The organism is Micromonospora sp. WMMD710 (assembly GCF_029626045.1).
Classification (GTDB): domain Bacteria; phylum Actinomycetota; class Actinomycetes; order Mycobacteriales; family Micromonosporaceae; genus Micromonospora.
Genome location: NZ_JARUBD010000001.1, coordinates 6,294,777 through 6,319,646, shown reverse-complemented (window position 1 = coordinate 6,319,646; position 24,870 = coordinate 6,294,777). Strand labels below are relative to the sequence as shown.

General features: G+C 72.4%; 16 protein-coding genes, 1 pseudogene and 1 riboswitch. Of the genes and pseudogenes, 6 read left to right on the top strand and 11 right to left on the bottom strand.

Translation table 11 applies throughout. The features are described 5' to 3' along the window. Positions 1 to 68: 68 nt before the first annotated feature. Together O7620_RS29325 and O7620_RS29320 are read right to left on the bottom strand one after the other, a co-directional pair. Positions 69 to 476 carry a roadblock/LC7 domain-containing protein gene (locus tag O7620_RS29325; RefSeq protein ID WP_007465177.1) on the bottom strand — a complete coding sequence of 136 codons (408 nt, stop codon included), beginning with the start codon at positions 474 to 476 and terminating at the stop codon, positions 69 to 71. After that, entirely contained in the window at positions 473 to 3,634 is a 3,162-nt protein-coding gene (locus tag O7620_RS29320; protein ID WP_278126344.1) for a nitrate- and nitrite sensing domain-containing protein, read from the bottom strand. The genes O7620_RS29325 and O7620_RS29320 overlap by 4 nt, the downstream gene beginning before the upstream one ends. A 468-nt stretch (positions 3,635 to 4,102) precedes the next feature. Between O7620_RS29320 and O7620_RS29315 the strand changes: the two genes are divergently transcribed. Then, complete coding sequence (locus O7620_RS29315) at positions 4,103 to 5,260, top strand: ABC transporter substrate-binding protein (protein WP_278127197.1); 1,158 nt, start codon at positions 4,103 to 4,105, stop codon at positions 5,258 to 5,260. A gap of 84 nt (positions 5,261 to 5,344) precedes the next feature. Here O7620_RS29315 and O7620_RS29310 read toward each other — a convergent pair whose 3' ends face one another. Next, a complete protein-coding gene (locus O7620_RS29310) occupies positions 5,345 to 6,196 on the bottom strand; it encodes an ABC transporter permease (protein ID WP_278126342.1) in 852 nt (283 codons plus the stop codon). A 100-nt stretch (positions 6,197 to 6,296) separates the two neighbouring features. After that, a complete protein-coding gene (locus O7620_RS29305) occupies positions 6,297 to 7,325 on the bottom strand; it encodes an ABC transporter substrate-binding protein (protein ID WP_278126340.1) in 1,029 nt (342 codons plus the stop codon). Between the two features lie 268 nt (positions 7,326 to 7,593). Between O7620_RS29305 and O7620_RS29300 the strand changes: the two are divergent. The 4 genes and pseudogenes from O7620_RS29300 (at position 7,594) to O7620_RS29285 (ending at position 12,653) form a co-directional block, all read left to right on the top strand. Beyond that, positions 7,594 to 8,006 (top strand): annotated as a pseudogene (locus O7620_RS29300) (hypothetical protein). Between the two features lie 2 nt (positions 8,007 to 8,008). After that, complete coding sequence (locus O7620_RS29295; protein ID WP_278127196.1) at positions 8,009 to 8,959, top strand: LLM class F420-dependent oxidoreductase; 951 nt, start codon at positions 8,009 to 8,011, stop codon at positions 8,957 to 8,959. Continuing rightward, positions 8,956 to 9,264 carry a cupin gene (locus O7620_RS29290; protein WP_278126339.1) on the top strand — a complete coding sequence of 103 codons (309 nt, stop codon included), beginning with the start codon at positions 8,956 to 8,958 and terminating at the stop codon, positions 9,262 to 9,264. The genes O7620_RS29295 and O7620_RS29290 overlap by 4 nt, the downstream gene beginning before the upstream one ends. Before the next feature lie 77 nt (positions 9,265 to 9,341). Further along, complete coding sequence (locus O7620_RS29285) at positions 9,342 to 12,653, top strand: hypothetical protein (RefSeq protein WP_278126338.1); 3,312 nt, start codon at positions 9,342 to 9,344, stop codon at positions 12,651 to 12,653. 190 nt (positions 12,654 to 12,843) lie between these two features. Here O7620_RS29285 and thiC read toward each other — a convergent pair whose 3' ends face one another. The 7 genes from thiC to thiE all read right to left on the bottom strand — a co-directional run bounded on the left by thiC (position 12,844) and on the right by thiE (position 18,564). Continuing rightward, a complete protein-coding gene (gene thiC / locus O7620_RS29280) occupies positions 12,844 to 14,436 on the bottom strand; it encodes a phosphomethylpyrimidine synthase ThiC (protein ID WP_278126337.1) in 1,593 nt (530 codons plus the stop codon). A 17-nt stretch (positions 14,437 to 14,453) separates the two neighbouring features. Next, on the bottom strand, positions 14,454 to 15,239 hold the full coding sequence (thiD, locus tag O7620_RS29275) for a bifunctional hydroxymethylpyrimidine kinase/phosphomethylpyrimidine kinase (protein ID WP_151488111.1): 786 nt from the start codon (positions 15,237 to 15,239) through the stop codon (positions 14,454 to 14,456). Continuing rightward, positions 15,236 to 15,820: a thiamine phosphate synthase gene (locus O7620_RS29270; RefSeq protein WP_278126334.1), complete on the bottom strand. Its 585-nt coding sequence runs from the start codon at positions 15,818 to 15,820 to the stop codon at positions 15,236 to 15,238. The genes thiD and O7620_RS29270 overlap by 4 nt, the downstream gene beginning before the upstream one ends. Further along, positions 15,817 to 16,596 (bottom strand): thiazole synthase, encoded by a 780-nt coding sequence (locus O7620_RS29265; protein WP_278126333.1) that lies wholly within the window; start codon positions 16,594 to 16,596, stop codon positions 15,817 to 15,819. The genes O7620_RS29270 and O7620_RS29265 overlap by 4 nt, the downstream gene beginning before the upstream one ends. Beyond that, entirely contained in the window at positions 16,593 to 16,793 is a 201-nt protein-coding gene (thiS, locus tag O7620_RS29260) for a sulfur carrier protein ThiS (RefSeq protein WP_151488114.1), read from the bottom strand. Before thiS ends, O7620_RS29265 begins: the two co-directional genes overlap by 4 nt. Further along, positions 16,784 to 17,941, bottom strand: a complete 1,158-nt coding sequence (thiO, locus tag O7620_RS29255) for a glycine oxidase ThiO (RefSeq protein ID WP_151488135.1) — start codon at positions 17,939 to 17,941, stop codon at positions 16,784 to 16,786. The genes thiS and thiO overlap by 10 nt, the downstream gene beginning before the upstream one ends. Next, positions 17,938 to 18,564 (bottom strand): thiamine phosphate synthase, encoded by a 627-nt coding sequence (thiE, locus tag O7620_RS29250; protein WP_278126332.1) that lies wholly within the window; start codon positions 18,562 to 18,564, stop codon positions 17,938 to 17,940. Before thiE ends, thiO begins: the two co-directional genes overlap by 4 nt. Beyond that, positions 18,559 to 18,668, bottom strand: a riboswitch (TPP riboswitch). (Overlaps the previous gene by 6 nt.) A gap of 293 nt (positions 18,669 to 18,961) precedes the next feature. Here thiE and O7620_RS29245 point away from each other — a divergent pair. Next, positions 18,962 to 24,805: a ThuA domain-containing protein gene (locus tag O7620_RS29245; RefSeq protein WP_278126331.1), complete on the top strand. Its 5,844-nt coding sequence runs from the start codon at positions 18,962 to 18,964 to the stop codon at positions 24,803 to 24,805. Positions 24,806 to 24,870 lie beyond the last annotated feature (65 nt).

Genomic DNA, 24,870 nt, shown 5'->3' with positions numbered 1-24,870 from the left:
GTACGGAGTCGGCGTACACCGCCCCCCATCCCTGGTCCGGCGCGCGGTCCGCGCGCCGGGTCTCGGTGCTACGAACGCACCGCGTCTCGCGGCAGCGGCACCAGCGCGGCACCGACCCGCTCGACCAGCAACGCCATCTCGTAGCCCACCTGGCCCACGTCGCAGCTCCGCGCGGCCAGCACGGCCATCGACGAGCCGTCGCTGATCGACATGAGGAAGAGGTAGCCGCTGTCCATCTCGATGACGGTCTGCAACACCCCGCCCGCGCTGAACATCCGGGCCGCGCCCTCGGTCAGGCTCACCACGCCAGAGGTGATCGCGGCGAGCTGGTCCGCCCGGTCCCCCGGCAGGTCCCGGGAGGACGCGAGCAGCAGCCCGTCGGCGGACACCGCCACCACGTGGGCGATACCCGCCACGCTGTCGGCGAAGTTGGTGAGCAGCCAACCCATGTCCTGCATGGCAGCTGGCCTGTTCATCGGCTCTCCTTGGTCGAGGTGCTGTTCTGGTCCGTCCCGGCCGTCCGGCCGCGCTGCACACCGCGGTGGTAGGCCGACAACAGGCCGCGTACTTCATCGGGGGTCCGCCGGCTGCGGTCCCGGCCACCCTTCGGTTCGATGCCGCCGGGCACGAGTTGCGCCTGCGGCACCCGCTTGGGCAGGCCCGACCGGGTCGTACCGGCGGGAGCCGGCTCGGCGGCCCGGCTGGCCCGCGACCAGCCTTCGTCCGCCGCGGTCCGCCAGGCGCTCGAATCCACGGTGGGTGCGCTCGGCGCGGCGGGCTGGACGGGCGCGGCCGGTGCCGTGCGGGGCACCGGAGGCGGCGTGTACGACGGCGGTGGCGTGGGCGTCGAGGCGCCCCGGCTGCCGCCGCCGTTCCCGTTGCCGAAACCGTCCATGCTTCCCGCGGTCTGCACTCCGGCGGCCTCACCGGAGCTGCCCGGAGTACGGGTCGGCAGTGGCGGACGGGCCGGCGCGGCGGCCGGCGCGAACGCGGCGGCCTGCTGACCGCCTCCGTTCGACCGCAGAGCGGTGTCCGCCGTCCCGGTGGAGGGCGGCGGCCCGTCGAACTGCGGCCGGGTGAAGATCGCGGTCGCGTCGTCGCCGTGCGACCGGAACCAGACCGCCTCCATCTCCCGGAAGATCGGCGCCTCGGCCGGGAAGTCCGGACGGGTGCTGACCGGGGCGGCCGACACCGAGGGCACGGTTGGCGCGGCCGGCGGCGCGACCGCACCGAGCCCGGCGACCGGCCCGACCGGCAACACCGGCGCGGTACGTTCGTTGGGGGTGTCCGCCCCCGAGCCACGCCGGGGCAGCGGGTCGATGGTCGGGTACGCCACGGTCGGGCTGCCCACCGAGGGACCGCCGCCGTTGCTGTAGGCGGGCCGGGCCGGCGGAACCGGGGCGGCCGGGGCCGGCGCGGGCGGCACCGTCTGGTGCGCGCCGGTGAAGCCGCCGGCCTGCACGGACGGGGTGGTGTCGCGGGAGTCCAACGGGGACTGCCACTGCGCCGGCGCGGGCGTGCTGGTCCGCCACTGGTCGGGCAGCGTCGCCGCTGCGGCCGTGGCACCGGAGTACGACTCGGCGTGACCGATCGGGGTGAGCGGCGTCTGCTCGACGGCCATCGGCTGGCGCGGCCGGGTCAGCACCTGCTCGCGGCCCCGGTTGCTGGGCAGGATCACGGTGGCCGCGGGCAGGGTCACCTGAGCGACGGTGCCGCCCTCGACATTGCGGCGCAACTCCACCCGGATCCCGTAGCGGGAGGCGAGCCGGCTCACCACGGCCAGACCCATCAGTCGGAACGCGGCGACGTCCACGCTCGGCGGCGCGGCCAGGCGCCGGTTGAGCGAGTCGAGCTGGTCGTCGGTGAGGCCGAGGCCGCGGTCCTCGATCTGGATCAGCACGTAGTCCCGGATCCGGCGGCCGTCGGCGACCACGGTGGTGGTCGGCGGCGAGAACCGGGTCGCGTTGTCGAGCAGTTCGGCGACGAGCCGCACCACGTCGTTGACCGCGTGCGCGGCCACCGAGATGTCGGTGTCGACGGTGCCGAACTCGATCCGGTTGTACAGCTCCACCTCGGACTGCGCGGCGCGCAGCACGTCCACCACCAGCGCGTCGTCGCGACGCGGCACGGCAGAGTCGGCACCGGCCAGGACCAGCAGGTTCTCGTCGTTGCGGCGCATTCGAGTGGCCAGGTGGTCCAGCTCGAAGAGCTGGGCCAGCCGCTTCGGGTCCTCCTCGCCGCGCTCGATCGCATCCAGCTCGCCGATCATCCGGTCGACCAGGGTCTGACTACGACGGGCCAGGTTGAGGAACATCGCCGAGACGCTGGTCCGCAGCGCGGCCTGCTCGGCCGCGACCCGGACCGCCTCCCGGTGGACGACGTTGAACGCCAGGGCCACCTGACCGACCTCGTCGCGGTTGGTGAGCTGGATCGGATCCCGGACCTGCCGGACGATCTCCTCCACGCCGCCGTCACCCACGCTGCCCATGTTCTGCAGCCGCTGCACGGCGTCGGGCAGGTCATGGTTGGCCACCGACAGGGCGCCCTCGCGCAGTCGGCGCAGCGAGTGGTTCAGCGAGCGGGCCAGCACCACGGCCAGCGTGACGGCGATGATCAGGGTGAGCAGCACCAGCACCGACTCGACCACGGCCTGCCGGATGACGTCCGAGCGGGCCTGGTCGGACTGCTCGAGAAGTCGGTTCTGCAGTTGGACCTCGGCCCAGCGCATCAGGTCGGTGACCGCGCCGATGGCGGCGGTGGCGTCCTGCGCGTTGACCAGTGAACGCTGCCCGACCGAGCGGGTGAGGTCGGTGGCCACCCGGTCGGACAGGCCGACCGCGTCACCGGAGACGGTTCTGTCGACCAGGGCGCGCTGCACCGGGTCGGCGGCGAGCGAGAAGGCGACCAGGGCCTCCTGCTGGCTGGTCAGGGTGGCTACGAAGGAGGAGAACTGCTCCTCGTCGAGCTGGCCGGCGGTGAGCGCGGTGAAGGCCACCGCTTGTTCCTCGGCCACCGACGCCTTGGCGCGGGCGAACGCGGCGACGGCCCGGCGGCTGTCCGACAGACTCTCGTCGCCGGGCAGCTGGGCGAGCCCGTCACCGTAGCCGACCAGGTCGGTGAGAATGACGCCGTACCTCAGCACCGCCTCGGCGACCGCCATCTGACGACGGTCGAGCACCTCCTGCCGGGTGCCGTCCAGGGTGGCCAGGTGACTGTCGATGGCCGCCAGCCGGTCCCGCAGAGCCGCCGGCACCTCGCCGATCCGGCCCCGCTCGGCCCGGTACTCCTCGACCCGCTGCTGCGTCTGACGGACCCGCAGGTTGAACGCGTCGGCCGGCTGCTGCGGGGCGGCCAGGTAGGCCGCCGCGGCCATCCGCTCGGACTGGAGGTCCTGGGTGAGCGCGCTGACGTCGATGGAGAGCGCGGTGAGCGATCGTGCCTGGGTGGCGTCGAAGGCGCCCTCGCCGACCGAGATCAGCCGGACCGTGGCCAGTGCGATCACCGCCGCCACGGGGACGACCAGGATCAGCGCCAACTTGGACCGGATCCGGGCGTCACGCAGCCGCGGCAACCCGCGGCGCGAACGCCGCGTGGAGTCGCCAACTGCGGGCAGGGTCGTCGGTCCGGTGCTCACGACATCGCCTCCGTCGTTTCTTCCCCGCCTGGCCCGCCGAACCGTGCCGTGGGCGGAGGGGACCACGCGCGGCACGGCCGCGATTTCATCAGAGAAGATCCCGTTTGGGAAGCCGCAGTGAGGTAGGAAACGGTCCGACGGCGCGGAACCCGTGATCCGGTCAACTGATACCTTCATTTCCGCAAGCCCCTGAACAGGGGTTGTAACTCCAGAGTGGTCACACGTGTGTGCAAAGTGAGCTTTTGCAAACATTGCGTTACCCCAGCATGTGGGATGGCCGTCCCGAAAATGCAACCGGGGTCCGCGCTTGACCACAGCGCCGGCCATTGGCAAGGTTTTGCAGGCTTCGCGCACACCGTACGGCAGAGGAGACCCCGTCCTCCACTGAGGACGGATTAGCGGCGGTGACCGGGCAGCGCCCGCGCCCGCACCTGGAGGACTGAGTTGAGCCCCATCCGCTCCGCGACCATCGCGGCGCTCGCATCGGCCGTAGTTGCCACCACGCTCACCGGCTGCCAGTTCGGCGGGGCCGACAAGGACACGAGTCCGATCGTGATCGCTGCGGACCTCGAACTCTCCGGCGCGGCCGCGCCGGTGGGCCGGGCATACCAGAGGGCCCTGGAGCTCAAGGTCGAGCAGTTGAACTCCTCGGGAGCACTGAACGACCGGAAGATCAAGCTGAAGGTGAAGGACAACCGTTCCGACGCCGCCGAGTCACTGCGCAACATCGCCGACTTCAGCAGCGATTCCCAAGTCAGCGCCATCATCATGGGCGGCTGTAACGAATGCGCGGTCGGCGCGGTCGGAACCATCAACGAGAAGCGGATTCCCACCATTGCGCTCGCCGCTTCCGGGGCGATCGCCGCTCCGGTCGCCGATCGGCGCTACGTGTTCAAGCTGGGCCCGAACGCCGCCGACAGTGCGGCCGCACTCACCACCGAACTGCGTCGCAAGTCGGTCCGCAAGGTGGGCCTGCTCTACAGCGACGACGACTACGGCCGGGAGGGCGCGGCCGCCCTGCGCCGCGAGCTGACCAAGGCCAACATCAAGCCGGTCGGCGAGCAGGCGGTGAAGACCACCGACACCGAGGTCGGCCAGCAGGTCGGCCAGCTCACTTCGGACAGGCCCGACGCGCTGGTCATCTGGACGCCTCCGGAGCAGGCGGCGCTGGCCGCCACCAGCGCCCAGCAGGCCGCCTTTCGCGGTTCGCTGTTCTTCGACGCGGGCGCGGCCGGTGACCTCTTCCTCGGCGCGGCGGCCCGCGCCACCGAACGGGCCACGCTGATCTTCACCCAGACGATGGTGATCGACGACGTGATCGCCACCACGCCGGCGAAGGCGGCCCGGCGGCAGTGGTTCCAGGACTACACGGCGCGCTACGGCGGCTACAACGGATCGTCGTCGTTCGCCGCCGACGCGGTGCAACTGATCACCGACGCCGAGCTGCGCGCCGGCGGCGAGACCGGCACGGTGGACCGCAACGGCATCCGCGACGTGCTGGAGACGTCCCAGATGGACGGCCTCTCCGGCCCGATCCGAATGACGCCGGACAACCACTCCGGCCTCATGCCGCAGGCACTCACCACGCTGGTCGCCCGCAACGGCCGCTGGCGACTCGCGGGCTGAGCCGCAGCGCGTCGCCCACGAACGGCGAAAGGGCCGGTCTCCCGAGCGGGAGGCCGGCCCTTCGCGTTGTCGGGGATCGAGCGATCAGCGGCTGCTGGTAGTCTCGCGGACCCAGGGCAGGGCGATCCGCTCGATGAGCAGGAGCGCCGAGTAGAGCAGGATGCTCACCAACGCCACCAGCATGATCGCCGCCCAGGCGGTGGCGGTGTCGCCGACGCCGGCGTACTGGAGGATGACGTAACCGAGGCCACTCTCCCCGGCCTGGAACTCGCCGATCACCGCACCGATCGCGGCCAACGGCATGGCCACCTTGAGGCCGACGAAGATCTGCGGCAGCGCGGCCGGAAAACGCACCTTGCGGAACGCCTGCCAGCGGGAGGCGTTCCAGGACCGGACCAGCTCCGCCAGGTCGGCCGGCGTGGTGGTCAGCCCGGTCGCGGTGGAGAGCACGATCGGAAAGAAGCAGAGCAGGAACACCATGGTCAGGATCGGCTTCTGACCCCAGCCCAGCGCCACCACCAGCAGCGGGCCCAGCGTGATCTTCGGCACCGCGTTCACCGCGACCAGCAGCGGGGTGAACATCCGCTCCACCGTGCGGGAGCTGGCCAGGGAAAGTCCGATCAGGACACCGGCCGCCGCCGACAGGGCGAACCCGAAAAGGATCTCCAGCAGCGTGTCCCCGGTGTGTTCCAGCATCCGGGCGGGCTTGTCGACGAACGCGGCGAGCACGTCATCCGGCGGCGGCAGGGCGGCCGGGTGGACCAGCTCCAGCCGGGCGATGAGCCACCACGCCGCCAGGGCGACGAGGATACCGGCCGCGGGCAGCAGCGCCGCCCCGGTCCCGGCGCGCAGGCCGGCGCCCCGACCCGCGTCGCGGCCGGTGCCCGCCGGCGGGGGCACCGCCACGGCCGGCTCTGCTGAGCGGACGTCGGTCATCTTGATCTCCTCGAAATCCCACGGCCGCGGGGGCCGACGAGCGACGGGGGTACGTCCCACCGGAGCCGGCGGGACGTACCCCCTGGTGACGACCGGACGGTCAGGCCTTCGGCGCGAGGCTGAAGTCGATAATCTGCTCGGGGGTGATGTTCTGCTTGAGCGCGCCGGCACCCCGCAGGACCGCGATGCTCTTGGCGACCCGGCCACTGTCCAGGGTGCCGATGGCGGCGCCGGCAGAGTTGTCGGAGCGGACGTACGAGGCCATCAGCTCCAGCTCGGCGGCGGCCGACGCCACGACGGTGGCGTCGACGTTCTTTTTCAGGAGGTCAGCGGCCTCGTTCGGGTTCGCCAGGCTGTACTCCAGGCCCTTGAGCAGCGCAGCGGTGAACCGCTTCACCATCTCGGGCTTCTCCTTGGCGATCTGGGAGGAGGTGATCAGCACGTTGCCGTAGAGGTCCTGCATCACGTTGCTGTACGGCAGCATGACGGCCTTCTTCTTCGCCACCGCCTCGATCGTCGGCTGACCGACGACGAACTGGCCGATGCCATCCACCGAGCCGGCGGCCAGCGTGCCGATCAGAGCCTGCGCCTCACCGTTGACCCAGGTCACCTTGCTGGCGTCCACGCCGGCGAGCCGGGCGTACGTCGGGAACAGGTTGCGGACCACGGAGCCGGGGGTGTCGGCGAGCTTCTTGCCCTCGAGATCCTTCGGCGAGGCGATGTTCTTGCCCTCGAGGGTGGCGATGCCGGCCATCGTGCGCTGCTGGATCGCGGCCACCGCGACGAAGTCCTTCGCCTGGCCGTTCCCGAGCTGGAGCAGACCGCCGGTGAGGTCGATCGGCCCGAAGTCGGCCTGGCCGCCGACGACCGTCTGGATGACACCACCGGTGCCCTGACCGGCCTTGATCTCGACGTCGAAGCCGGCCTCCCTGAAGAAGCCCTTCTCCTTCGCCACCCAGACGTAGGAGTCACGACCATAGTTGCCGAAGGAAGTGAGGTAGGTCACCTTATCCAGCGCCCCGCCGTCGCCGCCCTTGGCGTCGTCGGACGAGTCCGACCCGCTGCCGCAGGCGGAGACGAGGGCGAGGGCGAGCGCGGCCGTAGTGACCGTACGGGTCAGCCTTCTCATCAGTGCACCAGGTCCTTTCCGACCGGGGCCGCAGACCACCGGAGGGGTTGTCGCGGCGGGAACCGACAGGAGTGGTGGAAGCCGGCACCGCCATCGTGAGGGGACTCTTCGCGGGCACAGCGTACGAGAAACCCACAGTTGCGACGCCAGACGCGTCGGGTTACGGAACGGAAACAACATGACGACCACCTCGGACGGTGCGATACACCAACGACCCGGCTAGCCTTTGTCGGATTCTTGACCGTCCATTCCGGGAGGTTCGCTGGAGATGATCCGAGTGTCCGAGGTGTCGCGCACCTTCGAGGGCTGGTCCCGCCGGGTCGATGCCCTGCGCGGCATCGACCTCGACGCCGCCGAGGGTGAGTTCGTCGCCGTACTCGGCCGCAAACCCCGCGTGATGCTGATGGACGAGCCGTTCTCCGCGCTGGACGCGACGCGCCCACCCGCCAGCAACTCTCCGGCGAACTCCAGCGGGTGCACACCGACACCAAGTCGACCATCACCTTCGTCACCCACTGGATCGACGAAGCGGTGCTGCTCGCCGCCCGGGTGGTCGTGCTGAGCCCCCGCACCCTGGGCCGCAACGCCCACCTGGCCGACGTGGCCCAGGTCAGCGCCGACCTTCACGAGCTGTTGATGGAACGCGACCAGCCGGCGGCGGCCGGCGCGGAAGGACGATGAACATGCGGGTGTCGGTCTTCACCGAGCCGAACCGCGGCGCCACCTACGACACCCAGCTCCGCTTCGCCCGGCTGGTCGAGGCCGGCGGCTACGAGGGATTCCTCCGCGCCGACCACTACCAGTCGATGGGCAACGACCCGGGCCTGCCCGGCCCCACCGACGCCTGGCTGACCCTCGCCGCCCTCGCCCGGGAAACCGAACGCATCCGGCTCGGCACCCTGGTGACGTCGGCCACCTTCCGGCTGCCCGGCCCACTCGCCGTGCAGGTCGCGCAGGTCGACCAGATGAGCGGCGGCCGGGTCGACCTGGGCATCGGCGCCGGCTGGTATGAGCGCGAGCACACCTCGTACGGCATCCCGTTCCCGGCCGTCGGTGAACGCTTCGACCGGCTGGCCGAACAGCTTGAGGTGATCACCGGGCTGTGGCGCACCCCACTGGGCGAGACGTACAGCTTCACCGGCGACCACTACCGGCTGGTGGACGCGCCCGCCCTGCCCAAGCCGGTGCAGGTGCCCGGCCCACCGATCATCGTGGGCGGACGCGGTCCCAAGCGCACCCCCGAACTGGCCGCCCGGTACGCCGACGAGTTCAACATGCCGTTCAAGTCCGTCGCGGAGACCGCCACGGCGTACGACCGGGTCCGGGAGGCGTGCGACCGCGCGGGTCGGACGGAGGCCGGGCGTGCACCGCTGGTGCTCTCCGCCGGGATCGTGGTGGCCATCGGCCGGACCGACGCGGAGGCAGAGCGGCGCGCCGCGCCCCTGCACGAGAAGAGCGCGCTGCCGCCGGAGGACCCGGTGGTCGGTTCGCCCGCGCAGCTCGTGCAGCGGATCGGTGAGTTCGCCGAGATCGGCACCACGCGGGTGCACCTGCGCATGACCGACCTCGTCGACCTGGACCACCTCGAGCTGATCGCCGCCGAGGTGCTCCCCCAACTGGACGGAGAACGATGAGCGACGTGATCGACGGCACCGAGCTCGGGCCGGTGGGCCAGGAGATCGTGTACGAGAACGACCGGGTCCGGGTCTGGCACATCCGACTCGAACCGGGTGAGCGGCAGCCCCTGCACCGGCACGACCACCCCTACCTCGTGGTGGCGATCGAGGGCGCGAAGAACGTCGTACAGACCGTCGACGGCACCCGGATCGACGCCGACGAGCCGACCGGTGGAGTGGTCTACCGCGGCCCCGGGGCGGTGCACATGCTCACCAATGTCGGGGACACGACTTACCTGGCCCGACTGGTCGAACTCAAGTAGACCCGCCGGGCGCGGGCCGACGCGCCGCGCGGCGCGCCGGTGGCGATCCGGTGTACCGGGTGCGTAACGTGCCGGACATGGCCTTTCGGACCTGGGGCAGACTGCTGCTCACGGCGCTCGGGGTGAGCGTGCTGGCCGGGGCCGGTCAGCTCGGTGTCGCGTACGGCTTCGGCATCGTCCGGCTCACCGGCGCCTTCACCGGCACGACCGTCAACCAGTGGCCGGCCCAGCTCGTCTGGGTGGGCTGGTTCGCCGCGAACGCCGCCGTCGCCGGCGCCGTCCTGACCGGACGCCTGGCCCGCCGAGACATCCCGGCGGCCAGCACCGGCCGGCAACTGGCCATCGGCGGTGCCGCCGCGCTCGGCGCCACCGCCGTCGCGCCACTCTGCATGCAGCCCGCGCGAGCCGCCGAGCTGATCTCGGTTGACCCGGTCTGGGCGGTCGGCATCTGCGCCATCCTCGGAGCGGTCATCGGGGCGGGCGCGGCCATCGCCGTCCTGCTCCGGCCCGAGCTGGGCTGGAACATGGCGGCCGTGGCCGGCGCCGTCTGGCTGCTGGCGTTGATCTCCGTCCTGCCGTCGCTCGGTACGGCCGGCCCGCTGCCCACCGTGCGGCTCGGCGTGCTGGAGCCGAGCTGGCTCGACGATGACGTCGCACAGCGCCTCGCGCTGCTGCTGCTGCCCATCACGGCGCTGCTCGCCGGCGCGGCGACCGCTGGCCTGGCCCGATGGCGGGGCCAGGTCCCGCTGATCAGCGGAGCCACCGGAGTGGCCGGTCCGGTCCTGGTGGCGTTCGCCTACCTGACCGCCGGCCCCGGTGACGCGGTGGACCGCTACCAGACCACCCCCTACTACGGCGCGCTCATCGCGGTCCTCGCCGGTGCGCTCGGCGCGGCGGCGGCCGCCCTGCTGCGCTGGCCGGTACGCGCCAACCGCACCGATTCGCAGGCGATCGAGCCGACCACCATCCTGCGTCCGCTGCCCACCGGTCTCGCCCTGCCCAACGCCCGGCCGGCGGGCTCGGCGGACGACAGCACCGACGACAGCACCGCCGCCGACAGCACCACGGGCGAGCCGACCGCCGGCGCGCGTACCGCACTCGGAACCATCGCGGGCGAGCCTTCCGCCATCGAGCGGACCGGCACCGGGCGCCCCCCGCACGCCGCCGACAGCGGGGTACGCACCGTCCCGGCGCACTGGGACTGGCCGGCGGCCACGGCGGGCGGCCAGCACGGCCCGGTCCCCGCCGACCTGACCGGGCCGGACGGGGCCGGCGCTTCCCGACCGGCCGCCGCCCCCTGGGTGACCGCGCCGACCGGCGAGTTCAGCGCCGCACGGCACGAGCCCGCCGCGGGCCGGGACGAGGCGGCAGCCGTCTCCTCTCCGCTGGCCGGGCTCGACTCGTCGCTCGCAGCCGATCCGACCGACCGCCCGCTGTCGAACGCCGCAGCGACCGTCGAGGGCGGCACGACCCCACCGACCGAGGCCATCCCGACGGGCGATCGCCGCCCCACCGGCCGGACCGGCACGGACGCCGACAACCCGACCATGACCGACCGGGACACGCTCGACCCGACGACCACCGACCCGACCACGCCCGACCGGGACATGACCAGCGCGAGCAGCACCGACCTCGGCGACATGACCACGACGGGTGCTGACGCCGCCCCCGGAGCGTCGACGCCGAAGCCACGCCGGTCCCGCAAGCCGAAGTCCACCCCCGTCGCCTCGGCCCGGGACGCGGCCGGCACGCTGTCGACCACCGAGGCCGCACCGACCGACCTGGCCGCCGCCGGCACCGCCGCGCCAGTCAGCACGCCGGCCGACGCGCCAGCCAGCACCACTGCCGACGGGCCAGCCAGCACGCCGGCCGACCCGCGCGCCGGAGCGGGCACGCCAGCCGGAGCCAGCACGCCAGCCGGAGCCAGCACGCCAGCCGGAGCCAGCACGCCAGCCGAGGCGGGCACGCCAGCCGAGGCGGGCACGCCAGCCGAGGCGGGCACGCCAGCCGGAGCGGGCACGCCAGCCGGGCCCGGGGCCGTTGCGCCGGGCAGGGCCGAGGCCGACGCATCGGCCAGGGCGGCGACCGACGCGCCAGCCGGGAGCGGCACCACCGCGACGGCCACGCCCGCCGCGACCGCGATGCCCACGACCGCCGCGAGCACCGGGCGAGCCAGGAAGGCCGCCCGGTCCGGCACCGACGGCCCGCAGTCCACCGTCGACGTCCCCGCCGCCCCGGCCGCTTCAGCAGTCCCGGCCGCTCCCGCTACCCCGGTCGCTCCGGCAGCCCCGGCCGCTCCGGCCAACCCGGTCGCTCCGGCAGCCCCGGCTGCTCCCGCTACCCCGGCTGCTCCCGCTACCCCGGCTGCTCCCGCCACCTCGGTCGCTCCGGCAGCCCCGGCCGCTTCCGCCGCCCGGCCCTCGCCCGACGAGGCCGCGCGAGGAGCGACGACCCCGTCGGCCACCGAGGCCGCCACGGCCACCCGGAGCACCGGCACCACGCGACGGACCGACCACACCGGCACCGAGCAGACCGGAACCGACCGCTTCATGGCCGGGGACAGCTCGCACGCTCCGCTGTTCGGCTCGGAGCCCGCCGGTGGCGCCCAGCCGGACCGGTGGACGCCGGCCCCGCCGGCCTGGCCGGTCACCCCGGGGCGGATCGTGTCCGCGCCGGCCGAGGACGCCGGGTCGACGGTCCCGGAGGCCGGGAGTACGCCGGATCCGGCCGAGTGGACGCCCCGCCCCCGGCACCGGGCACCGCTGCCGGACCTGAGCCGCGCCAGCACCTGGGACGCCTTCAACACCACCCGTCGGGGAGGGTCGACAGACGCGCAGCCCGGTTCGACGGACGACTCCTCGACGGCACCGACCGGCACGACCGAGCCGAGCGATCCGCCGGCTCCCGCCGAGGCGGCGAGTGCGACGACGCCGGACGAGCGTGGCGAGAGCGCGTTGGACCGGGCGGCCGCTCGCTGGCGCCGGGCCGTCGGCACATCGGACCGGAACACCGGGTCGGCACCGTCCGGGGCGGACCCGGCGACGGACCCAATCCCGACCTCGTCGTCCCCGGTCGTACCGGGGCAGGCGGGAACGCTCACCGACGACGGTCCGGCGAGCGTCGACCCGGCGCCGGTCGTGCCGACGCCTCGGAACGAGCCGGAGCAGCCGACCCGGCGCGGACGGCTCGGCGGACTGTTCCGCCGCAACCGGTCCCGCACCGACGAGGAGACCTCGAACGTGTCGAACGGGGAGGAGCCGCTGCCGGCGCAGGACGAGGAGTTCGTCGACTGGGTCGCCGGCCTGGGCAAGCCGGTGCCGGACAACGAGCCGGAGCAGGAGAGCGGTCGCCGGTCGCTGCGCTCCACCGGACGGCACCACCGCGACTGACCGTCCCCCGCCGACATGTCGACGGATCAACCCACCTGCCTGATCGACTCGGGTCACTGATACCGGGCTGTCCCACCCACGTGGACACCGCGACATCAATGAACCCGAGTCGATCATCGCCTCGCCAGCCCGCACACCGGCCGGCCGGCACACTCGCCAGCCGCAGACCGGCCGGCAACGGTCAGGCGGATCAGGTCAACGGCAGGTAGACGCGGCTCCCGCCGGACACGAACTCCTCCGACTTGTTCCTCATGCCACGGGCGGCGTACTCCTTGAGCTCCTGGGTGATCTTCATGGAGCAGAACTTCGGCCCGCACATCGAGCAGAAGTGGGCCGTCTTCGCCGGTTCGGCCGGCAGCGTCGCGTCGTGGTACGAGCGCGCCGTGTCCGGGTCCAGCGAGAGGTTGAACTGGTCCTCCCAACGGAACTCGAACCGCGCCTTCGACAGCGCGTCATCCCAGTCCTGTGCGCCGGGGTGCCCCTTGGCCAGGTCCGCCGCGTGCGCCGCGATCTTGTACGCGATCACGCCCGCCTTCACGTCGTCGCGGTCCGGCAGTCCGAGGTGCTCCTTCGGGGTGACGTAGCAGAGCATCGCGGTGCCAAACATGCCGATCATCGCGGCGCCGATCGCCGAGGTGATGTGGTCGTACGCGGGCGCGATGTCGGTGGTCAGCGGACCGAGTGTGTAGAAGGGCGCCTCGTGGCACCACTCCTGCTGGAGGTCCACGTTCTCCTTGATCTTGTGCATGGGTACGTGCCCCGGCCCTTCGATCATCACCTGGACGTCGTGCTCCCAGGCGACGGTCGTCAGCTCACCGAGGGTGCGCAGCTCGGCGAACTGCGCCTCGTCGTTGGCGTCCGCGATCGAGCCGGGCCGCAGCCCGTCACCGAGGGAGAACGTCACGTCGTAGCGGGCCAGGATCGCGCACAGCTCGGCGAAGTTCGTGTAGAGGAAGTTCTCCTCGTGGTGCGCCAGGCACCAGGCCGCCATGATCGAACCGCCTCGGGAGACGATCCCGGTGACCCGGTCCACGGCCAGCGGCACGTACGGCAGCAGCACCCCCGCGTGCACGGTCATGTAGTCGACGCCCTGCTCGGCCTGCTCGATGACGGTCTCCCGGAACACCTCCCAGCTCAACTTCACCGGGTCACCGCCGACCTTCTCCAGCGCCTGGTAGATCGGGACCGTCCCGATCGGCACCGGCGAGTTCCGCACGATCGCCTCCCGGGTCTCGTGGATCCGCTTGCCGGTGGACAGGTCCATCACCGTGTCCGCACCCCAACGGGTGGCCCAGGTCAGTTTCTCCACCTCCTCGGCGACCGACGAGCTCACCGCCGACGTGCCGATGTTGGCGTTCACCTTGACCAGGAACGCCTTGCCGATGATCGCCGGCTCACACTCCGGGTGGTTCACGTTCAGCGGCAACACCGCCCGACCGGCGGCGATCTCGGCGCGGACCAGCTCCGGGTCGACGTTCTCCCGGATCGCCACGAACTCCATCTCCGGCGTCACCACACCGGCCCGTGCGTACGCGAGCTGCGTCGGACGACGCCCGTCCGCACCGGCCAGCGGCGTACCCGCGCCACGCACCGGCGCCACGTCACCCCGCTCGGCGATCCACGGCCCCCGCAGGGGCGGCAGCCCCACCTCCGGGTCCGACCCGGGACCGGACGTGTCGTAGAGCCGCACCGGTGGATGATCGCCGGTCAGCGCCACCTCCGCGAACGGCACCCGCACATCCGGCCGCGAACCCTCGACGTACACCTTGCCTCGTGCCTGCACGACAACCTCCCTGGTGATCAAGCGGACCAGCCGAAGTGATCCAGCGGCCCACGTCCCGCGCCCAGCTCCCAACTCCGCGCACCGGTCAGCGCGCGGAGCACGTACTCCTTGGCGGCCTCGACCGCCGTCGGCACCTCATCGCCCAGCGCGAGCCGCACCGCGATGGCCGCCGAGAACGAACACCCGGTGCCGTGGGTGTGCCGGGTGTCCACCCGGGGCGCGCGCAGCAGAGTGGTGACGCCGCCGCCGTGCAGCACGTCGACCGCCTCGCCGCCGTCCAGGTCACCGCCGGTGACCACGACGAACTCCGGGCCGCCGGCCGCGAGCGCCTCGGCCGCCACGACCATCCCCGCCACGTCGTCCACCCCGCGTCCGGTGATGGCCGCGGCCTCCGCGCAATTTGGTGTCGCCACCCGGGCGTACGGCAGCAGCCGCTCCACCGCGCCCACCACACCGAGCCGGTGGCCGCTCGTGGCGACCAGCACCGGGTCGACGACGAGCTGGGGCAACCGGCCGTCCCGGGCGGCCTCGGCCACCACGTCGGCGACCGCCGGCGTGCCGAGCATCCCCGTCTTGACCGCGCCGACGGTGAAGTCGCCCAGGACGCTGTCCAACTGCTCGGTGACCGTGCGCGGCGGCAACGGCAGGACGGCGTCGACACCCCGGGTGTTCTGCGCGGTGACCGCCGTGAGGACGCTCGTGCCGTACGCGCCGAGAGCCGCGAAGACCTTGAGGTCGGCCTGGATGCCGGCACCGGCACCGGAGTCGGAGCCGGCGATGGTGAGGATTGTGCGCGGTGTCATGGTAAAGCGCTGCTCAGGGTGGCGGCTGTTTCTTCTGGGTCTGCTGCCCGCATCAGTGCGCCCAGTACTGCTACTCCGCTGGCTCCCGCTTGGACGCAGGCGGTCACCTGTTCCGGGGTTTCCACTCCGCCGAGGGCCAGCAGGGGCACCGGGCTGGCGCGGACGAGGCTGCCCAACCCCGCGACGTGCAGGGGCGGACCGTAGCCGGGCTTGGATGGCGTTGGCCAGACCGGGGAGGCCGTCGCGTAGTGCTCGGTGGTGAGACGGGCCAGCTCGGCCTGGTTGTGGCAGGAGCGGCCGACCAGCTGGTGGGTTGGTGGCGGGTACGGGCCGGCGGCGGGCAGGTGGACGGCGTCGCCGCCGAGCGGGTCGGGGCCGGCCACGATGAGGGTCCCGCCGACCTGAGCGAGGATCGCACGCAGGTCGGCGGCGAGGGCGGCGCGTTCGGCGCGGGGCAGGTCCTTCTCCCGCAGCACCACCCAGCGCACTCCCCCGGCGACGGCTCCCGCCACCACCCGGTCGAGTCCGCCGCGCGCGACGAGCCGGTCGGTCAACACGACGACACCGGACGGCGCGGTCACAGGTCGGGTCTTCCCTCGTCGGGGGTGGAGGCGAGGGCGTGGAAGCGACGGGCGATCCGGCCGGCGCCCGCCGCGAGGCGGCCCGCCTCGACCGCGTACCGCATCGCCGTGGCCATCGCCACCGGGTCGGCGGCCCGGGTGACCGCGCTGGCCAGCAGCACCGCGTCGCAGCCCAGCTCCATCGCCAGGGCGGCGTCGGACGCGGTGCCGATGCCGGCGTCCAGGATCACCGGCACGTCCACGCCCTGCCGGATGAGCCGGATGTGGTGCGGGTTACCGACGCCGAGGCCCGAGCCGATCGGGGAACCGGCCGGCATCACCGCGGCGCAACCCACGTCGGCGAGCCGGCGGGCGAGCACCGGGTCGTCACTGGTGTACGGCAGCACGGTGAACCCGTCGGCGACCAGCTCCTCGGCGGCGCGGAGCAGTTCCACCCCGTCGGGCAGCAGCGTCCGTTCGTCGCCGATCACCTCCAGCTTGATCCAGTCGGTGTCGAACGCCTCCCGGGCCAGCCGGGCCACCTTCACCGCCTCGGTCGCCGTGTGGCAGCCGGCGGTGTTCGGCAGCAGCCGTACCCCGCACCGGTCCAGCAGGTCGAGCAGCCCGCCGCCGGTGCCCGGGGCGGTGTCCACCCGGCGCAGGGCCAGGGTGACCAGCTCGGTGCCGGATGCGCGGATCGCCTGCTCCAGCACGTGCAGGTTCGCGGCCCCGCCGGTGCCGAGGATCAGCCGCGAGCCGAACGTCACCCCACCCAGCTCGAACGACACGCCGCTCACCCGCCCTGCGCCGCGGTGAGCACCTCGACGCGGTCACCGTCGCGCAGCACCGTCACCGGCCAACCGGCCCGGGGCACCACCTCGCCGTTGACCGCGACCGCCACGCCACGCTGCTCGGGCACCACGTCGCGGACCAGGTCCGCCACCGACGCGCCACCGGGGACGCTGCGCCCGGCCCCGTTCACCGTCAACTCCACTGGTCGCCCTCCATCGTCCGATCGGGTCCACCGCCGGTCGCCGCGCCGACGAACCGGTCGGGCCGGAACGCGGCGAGCAGCGGGTCGGGCACGCCGGTGACCACCAGGTCGGCGATCAGGTCGGCGGTGACCGGGGTGAGCACGATGCCGTGCCGGTGGTGCCCGGTGGCGGCCAGCACGTCCGGTCGGCCGGGCAGCGGCCCGAGGATGGGCGCGTTGTCCGGGGTGCCGGGGCGGAGCCCGGCGACCGCCTCGACCAGGTCGTACTCGGCCAGTTCGGGCAGCAGGTCGACCCCGGCGCGGAGCAGCCGCTGCACGGCGCCGGCGGTGACCGTGGTGTCCGAGCGTTCCTCGACCGTCGCGCCGAGCACGACCTCACCGTCGGCGCGGGGCACCAGGTAGACGTGCTCGCCGTCGGCGTACCCCCGGATCACGTGCCGGAAGCCCGGCGCGACGCCGCCGGGCGCGCGCAGCCGCAGGATCTGGCCCTTCACCGGCCGCACCGGCAGCCCGGTGAGGGCGGCGGCCCCGCAGCCGGCGGCGACCACGGTGACCCTCGCCTCCACATCGGACAAGTGTCGGACCGCCTGCGGCACGAACGCCGCGCCGGCCCGCTGCGCGGCCGTGCGCAGCGCCGGCACCAGCAGCCGCGGGTCGACCTGGTGGTCGGTGGGCGCGAGCGCGCCGCCGCGCACCCGCGGCGCGAGCGCCGGTTCGCGGTCGCGCAGCCCGCTGGGCAGCAGCGGGGTCACCGGCAGACCCAACCCCTGCTGGTACGCCCAGAGCCGGCGCGCCTCGGCCAGGTCGTCACCGGTCAGCCCGACCATCAGGGTGCCCTCGGTGCGGTAACCGATCGCGACGCCGGTCGTCTCGGTCAGCTCGGCGGCGAACGCCGGCCAGCGGGCCGCGGACGCCAGCAGCAGCTCGGTCAGCCGCCGCTCACCGAAGTACGCCTCGGCGACCGGGGAGAGCATGCCGGCGGCCACCGCCGACGCCCCCGACCCGGGTGCCGCGTCGTGCACCGCCACCCGCAACCCGCGCGCGGAGCAGCGCCAGGCGATCGCCAGCCCGACCGGGCCCGCCCCCACCACCGCCACGTCCAGCCGGGCCCGGTCGCTCGATCGCGGTGCCGGTGACCGGCCGGTCAGCACGTCAGCGCCTCGATCAGCTCGGCGGTCGCGTGGGCCGGGTCGGTGGCGGCGGAGATCGCGCCGACCACCGCCACCCCGTACGCCCCGGCGGCCCGCAGCGCCGGTACCCGGTCGGCGGTCACGGCGCCGATCGCGATGACCGGTACGTCGACGGCGTCGACGACGGCGCGTACCCCGGCGGGGCCGATGGGGTCCGGCAACCCGGGCTTGGTGGTGGTGGCGTGACACGGTCCGACGCCCAGGTAGCTGGCTCCCGCCGCGACGGCCGCGCTCGCCGTACCGGGCGCGCGGGCAGTGGCGCCCAGCACGGCGGTGGGGCCGAGCACCCGGCGGGCGGCGGCGACCGGCAGGTCGTCGGCGCCGACGTGCCCGCCGGCGGCGCCCACCGCCAGCGCCACGTGCAACCGGTCGTTGACCAGGCAGGTCGCCCCGTACGGCCGGCAGAGCGCCAGCACCTGCCGGGCCAGTTCGTACGTCTCGCGGTCGGTGGCCGAGTCCTCGACGCGGACCTGCACCACCAGGTCGGCGCGGGCCACCGTGAGGGCGGCGCGGACCACGGCGAGCGGGTCCCGACCGGGTCGGGTGTCGGTGATGAGATGCAGTCGTCCAAGGGACGGCACGGCAACGCTCCTCCCTGCGCCGGCATTACCCGGATCAGGTTCGACGGTCGGGGGCTGTCAGCCCCCCTCTCAGCCCGGTACACCGGGCTCCCGTGGGTTACTTGCGTGTCACCGTACGACAGATCCGTCGGCCTGCCAAGGGAGGGGTCGACGGGCCCGGAAGGCCGAATCAGTTGGGGTGCTTCATCCCGGTCCTGTTCGGAATGTCGCCCCCCGTTGCAGAACCGTTACCCGCCGGCATCTTGCCCGACATCGAGCGAGCCGAATTAATTTGTTCAGCGATTCGACAAAATGCCGGCGTGGACGCCCTGGCACGGTGTCCCCACCGGCTCCATCTGGGACGGTCTTCGGCGAGCCGGCCCCCGCGATTCCTGTCCACTGCGACATTGGAGGCGGCGTGTCCCGTTCTCGTCGTGCCCGAAAACCCATCACCGCGACCCTCATCTCCCTGGCCCTCGCTTCGACGACCCTGCTCGGGTCGCCGGCGCAGGCGGCTCCCGCCGCCGCCCAGGTCCCCCCGAAAGACGCGCAGGCCGCGGCCCCGGTGACCCAGGTGGTGCCGAAGGCGCCCAAGGCCGCCGCCGCCGATCCCTTCTCCGTCCTGGTCTTCTCCAAGACCGCCGGCTTCCGGCACGACTCCATCCCCACCGGCATCGCCGCCATCCAGCAACTCGGCGCGGCCAACGGATTCACCGTGGACAACTCGGAGGACGGCGCGGTATTCACCGACGCCAACCTGGCCAAGTACAAGGCCGTGATCTGGCTCTCCACCACCGGCGACGTCCTCAACGCCGACCAGCAGGCGGCGTTCGAGCGCTACGTGAAGGCGGGCGGCGGCTACGTCGGCATCCACGCCGCGTCGGACACCGAGTACAGCTGGGCCTGGTACGGCGACCTGGTCGGCGCGTACTTCGCCAACCACCCGGCGAACCAGCAGGCCACGGTCAAGGTGGAGGACCACGCACACCCGTCCACCGCCGAGCTTCCGGACCGCTGGTCCCGCTTCGACGAGTGGTACAACTTCCAGACCAACCCCCGGCCGGACGTGCACGTGCTGGCCAGCCTGGACGAGAAGAGCTACACCCCGGGCGCCGGTGCGATGGGCGCCGACCACCCGACCGCCTGGTGTCAGGACTTCGACGGTGGTCGTTCCTGGTACACCGGCGGCGGGCACACCCGGGAGTCGTACGCCGAACCGGAGTTCCTCAAGCACCTGCTCGGCGGCATCCAGACCGCCGCCGGTGTGGTGGACGCCGACTGTGGCGCCTCGAAGACCTCCAACTTCGAGAAGGTCTCCCTTGACAGCAACACGAGCAACCCGATGGAGCTGGACATCGCCGGAGACGGGCGGGTCTTCTACATCGAACGCGACGGTCGGGTGCAGATCATCAAGCCGGACACCGGCAACACCGTCACCGCCGTCGACCTGGACGTCTTCACCGGCAACGAGGACGGCCTGATCGGCATCCGGCTCGACCCGGACTTCGCCACCAACAAGTGGGTGTACCTGTACTACGCCCCGAACGACGGCGTCACGCGCAACCTGCTGTCCCGGTTCACGGTGACCGGCGACACCATCGACCCGGCCAGCGAGAAGCAGGTGCTGCGGGTCGACACCCAGCGCAACACCTGCTGCCACGCCGGGGGCAGCATGACCTTCGACGGCGCCGGCAACCTGTACCTGGCCACCGGTGACAACACCAACCCGTTCGAGTCGAACTCGTACTCGCCGCTCGACGAGCGGTCGGGCCGCCAGGACTACGACGCGCAGCGCACCTCGGCCAACACCAACGACCTGCGCGGCAAGGTGATCCGGATCCACCCGGAGGACGACGGGTCGTACACCGTTCCGGCCGGCAACCTCTTCGCTCCGGGCACCGAGAAGACCCGACCCGAGATCTACGCGATGGGCTTTCGCAACCCGTTCCGGATCGGCACCGACCCGAAGACCAACACACTGTACGTCGCGGACTACGGGCCGGACGCCAACGCGGACAACCCCACCCGCGGCCCGCGTGGCCTGGTCGAGTGGAACATCGTGACCCCCGGCAACTACGGCTGGCCGTATTGCACGGGCACGAACGAGGCGTACAACGACTACACGTTCCCGTCCGGCCCGAGCGGCGCGAAGTTCGACTGCGCGGCGCCGGTGAACAACTCGCCCAACAACACCGGCCTGACCAACCTCCCGCCGGTCGTCCCCGCGACCGTCGACTACGGGTACGCCGGTGACGCCCGGTACCCGGAGATCGGCGGCGGTGGCGCCCCGATGGGCGGCCCGGTCTACCGCTACGACACGGACCTCAACTCGACCCGTAAGTGGCCGGCCTACTACGACGGCAAGGCGCTGCTCGGCGAGTGGAACCAGAACAAGATGTACACGATGCAGCTGACCCCCGACGGCAAGTCGTTGGTGGACATCAACCAGCTGCTCACCGGGATGACCATGGTCCGGCCGATGGACTTCGAGTTCGGCCCCGACGGCGCCCTGTACCTGATCGAGTGGGGCAGCGGCTTCGGTGGCAACAACGACAACTCGGGTGTCTACCGGATCGACTACACCGCCGGTGACCGCGCGCCGATCGCGGCGGCGTCCGCCACCCCGACCTCGGGTGCGGCGCCGTTGACCGTCACCTTCTCCAGCGCCGGCTCCCGCGACCCGGACGGTGGCGCGCTCACCTACGCCTGGGCGTTCGGCGACGGGCAGACCTCGACCGAGGCGAACCCGACGCACACCTACGCCACGGCGGGCAACTACACCGCCCAGCTCACCGTCACCAACCCGAAGGGCCGTACCGCGGTGGCCAACGTGCCGATCACCGTGGGCAACACGTCCCCGACGGTCACCATCGAGTTCCCGCCGGACGGCGGGTTCTTCGACTGGGGTGACCAGGTCCGCTACACGATCAAGGTGACCGACCCCGAGGACGGGGAGATCGACTGTGCCCGGGTGAACCTCCAGGTGCTGCTGGGTCACGACGAGCACGCCCACCCGCTGGAGCAGCACACCGGCTGCACCGGCACCGTCCAGACATCGCTCGCCTCCGGGCACGGCGCCGAGGCGAACGTCTTCGCGGTCTTCGAGGCCACCTACACCGACGACGGCGGGGCCGGCGGAGCCAGCCCGCTCACCGGTCGGGTCATCGAGGTGCTGCAGCCCAAGCGCAAGCAGGCCGAGTTCTTCACCGCCACCGGTCGGGCACCGGTGAGCACCGGCGGCGGAGACGCCGGCGTGCAGCGGGAGACCGGCGCCGACACCGCCGGCGGCGGTCAGAACATCGGGTTCATCGAGGACGGCGACTGGTGGTCGCTCGCCCCGGCGGACCTGACCAACATCAGCGAGATCCGGTTCCGGGCCGCCTCGGCCGCCGCTGGCGGTCGCATCGAGGTCCGGGCGGGCGCGGTGGACGGACCGGTGGTCGCCACGGCCACCGTGCCGGCGACCGGCGCGTGGCAGACGTACACAGACGTGAGCGCGCCGGTCACCGGTGCCGCGAGCGGCTCGCTGTACTTCGTGGCCCGTGACCCGAACGGCGGCTCCGGCTCGCTGTTCAACGTCAACTGGATGGACTTCGTCGGCCGCGGCGTCACCGAGAACGCGCCGCCGGTGGTCACCGCCACCGCGACCCCGGCCGCCGGCACCGCGCCGGTCACCGTGGCGTTCGACGGCACGGCCACCGACGCCGAGGGCGACACCCCGCTGACGTACGCCTGGGACTTCGGTGACGGCGGTACGGCGTCCACGCTGGACGCCAGCCACACCTACGCCAGCCCGGGCACCTTCACGGCCACCCTCACGGTGACCGACAGCAAGGGCGCCAAGTCGTACGCCACGGTGCCGGTGCGGGTGGACGCCCCGGACACGTCCTGCTTCGGGGCGCGTTCGGACGCCTTCGACGGCACCAGCCTCGACAAGACCCGCTGGTCCAGCGTCATCCGGGAGAACCAGCTCTACTCGGTCAGTGGCGGCGCGCTGCGGCTGCCGACCGGCGTGGGCGACCTCTACGGCGCCCGCAACGACGCGACCAACCTGGTGCTCCAGCCGGCTCCGACCGGCGCCTGGGAGATCACCACCAAGGTCACCCTCCCGGTCACCGCCAACTACCAGCAGGCCGGTCTGCTGGTGTACGGCGACGACGACAACTACGCCAAGGTGGACCTGCTGTACAACGGCAGCCGGCGGGTGGAGTTCATCCGGGAGACGGCCGCGACGCCTCGCAACGAGGGCGCCGACAGCGCCGCCGCACCGGCGGGTGACACCGTGTACCTGCGGATCACCAGCGACGGGACGAACCTGACCGCCGCCGCCTCGGGCGACGGGCAGACGTTCACCCCGGTCGGCCGTTCGGCCGCGCTCGCCGGCATCACCAACCCGCGGATCGGGGTCTTCGCACTCAACGGCGGCACCGAGGCGCCGGTGGTCGACGCGGCCTTCGACTCGTTCCAGGTGACGCCGGACGCCCCGGCCGGCCCGGTCGACCCGTCGGACGAGTTCACCGGCGACACGCTGGACAAGTGCCGCTGGGACGCGATCCTGCGGGAGGACCCGGCCGGTTACCGGGTCACCGGCGGCGCGCTGCGGATCGACGTGCCCAACGGTGACATCTACGGCACCGACAACACCGGGCCGAAGAACTTCATCCTCCAGACCGCGCCGTCAGGCGACTGGACCCTGGAGACGAAGGTCGACGGCAGTCTGCTGAACGAGCAGTACCAGCAGGCCGGTCTGCTCGTGCAGGCCGACGACGACAACTACCTGAAGTTCGACTTCATCGCGGACAACCAGGCCGGCCAGGCGGTGACGCGGCGGATCGAGTTCCGCAGCGAGATCGGCGGGGCGGTGCAGAACCCGCAGCCGGAGGCGACCAGCCTCACCTCGGCGGTGTGGCACCTGCGACTGGCCCGCACCGGCGACACGTTCACCGCGTCGTACTCGGCCGACGGGACGACCTGGACCGCGTTGGAGGCGCTGACCAACAGCGCGGTGGGCGCCACCCCGAAGGTCGGGTTGTTCACCCTCGGCGCCAACCAGACCGCCTCGAAGACCGCCGCGTTCGACTACTTCCGGTTGAGCACGAAGGTCGCCGACGAGACCGCGCCGGTCACCACGGCGGCGGTTTCGGGCACCCCGACCGAGGGGTGGTACACCGGTCCGGTGACGGTGACCCTCACCGCCGCCGACGAGGCCGGCGGCAGTGGGCTGGCCAGCACCGAGTACCAGCTGGACGGGGCCACCACCTGGACGGCGTACACCGCTCCGGTGGCGATCAGTGGGGACGGCGAGCACGAGCTGCGGTTCCGCTCGACCGATGAGGCGGGCAACGTGGAGTCGACGAAGACCGTCACGGTCAAGATCGACGCCACCGCACCGGTCACGACGGCGACGTTCGCTCCCGCGAACGACGCCGGCTGGCACAACGGGACGATCCCGGTGGTGCTGACCTCTACCGACGCCGGTTCCGGGGTCAAGACGGTGGAGTGGTCGTTGGACGGTGGCGCGTGGACGCCGTACACGGCGCCGGTCGAGGTGACCGGCGACGGGCAGCACGAGCTGCTGTACCGGTCGACCGACAAGGCGGGCAACGCCGAGACGCTCAAGTCGGCGATCCTGAAGATCGACGGCACCAAGCCGACGCTGCTGGTGTCCGGGATCGCCGACGGCCAGCTCTACGGCGACAGCCAGGACGTCCGGGTGTCCTGGCAGGCCGTCGACCCGACCTCGGGCATCGCGTCGGTGGTCGGTCAGCTCGACGGCAGGGCGTACGCCAGCGGCACCCTGCAGGCCATGTACGAGCTGCCGCTCGGCCTGCACGAGCTGACCGTCACCGCGACCGACAAGGCGGGCAACACGACCACCTCGACGGTCCGGTTCTTCGTCACCACCTCGTTCCGGGACATGCAGAACCTGCTGGACCGGTTCAAGGCGACGGGTCGACTCTCGGCCACGGCGCACAAGCAGCTGAAGGCGAAGCTCGACGCGGCCCGCCAGGCCGAGGCGGCCGGCAACGACAGCAAGGCGATCAAGCAGTTGACGCAGTTCCGGACGCTCGCCGCCGACGCCACCCTGGTGGCCGAGGCGGAGGTCCGGGACGTCCTGATCCGGGACGCCGACGCCATGATCGTCCGGCTGGGCGGTACGGCCAGTAAGGCCGGAGTCAAGGCGAACGACGGCGAACCGGTCAAGGGCGCCGGGCGGCTCGGTGGCGACACCACCCGGCTGGCACCCGGTCGCCAGCTCTGATCCGACGAGGCCCCTCCCCGGCGCTGCGGCGTCGGGGAGGGGCCTCCCTCATCGGTAGTGAGGAG

Excerpts from the sequence above, each read along its gene's own strand:
- O7620_RS29325 (WP_007465177.1), bottom strand. The coding sequence starts at position 476 with ATGAACAGGCCAGCTGCCATGCAGGACATGGGTTGGCTGCTCACCAAC.
- O7620_RS29310 (WP_278126342.1), bottom strand. The coding sequence starts at position 6,196 with ATGACCGACGTCCGCTCAGCAGAGCCGGCCGTGGCGGTGCCCCCGCCG.
- O7620_RS29305 (WP_278126340.1), bottom strand. The coding sequence starts at position 7,325 with ATGAGAAGGCTGACCCGTACGGTCACTACGGCCGCGCTCGCCCTCGCC.
- O7620_RS29295 (WP_278127196.1), top strand. The coding sequence starts at position 8,009 with ATGCGGGTGTCGGTCTTCACCGAGCCGAACCGCGGCGCCACCTACGAC.
- O7620_RS29290 (WP_278126339.1), top strand. The coding sequence starts at position 8,956 with ATGAGCGACGTGATCGACGGCACCGAGCTCGGGCCGGTGGGCCAGGAG.
- O7620_RS29285 (WP_278126338.1), top strand. The coding sequence starts at position 9,342 with ATGGCCTTTCGGACCTGGGGCAGACTGCTGCTCACGGCGCTCGGGGTG.
- thiD (WP_151488111.1), bottom strand. The coding sequence starts at position 15,239 with ATGACACCGCGCACAATCCTCACCATCGCCGGCTCCGACTCCGGTGCC.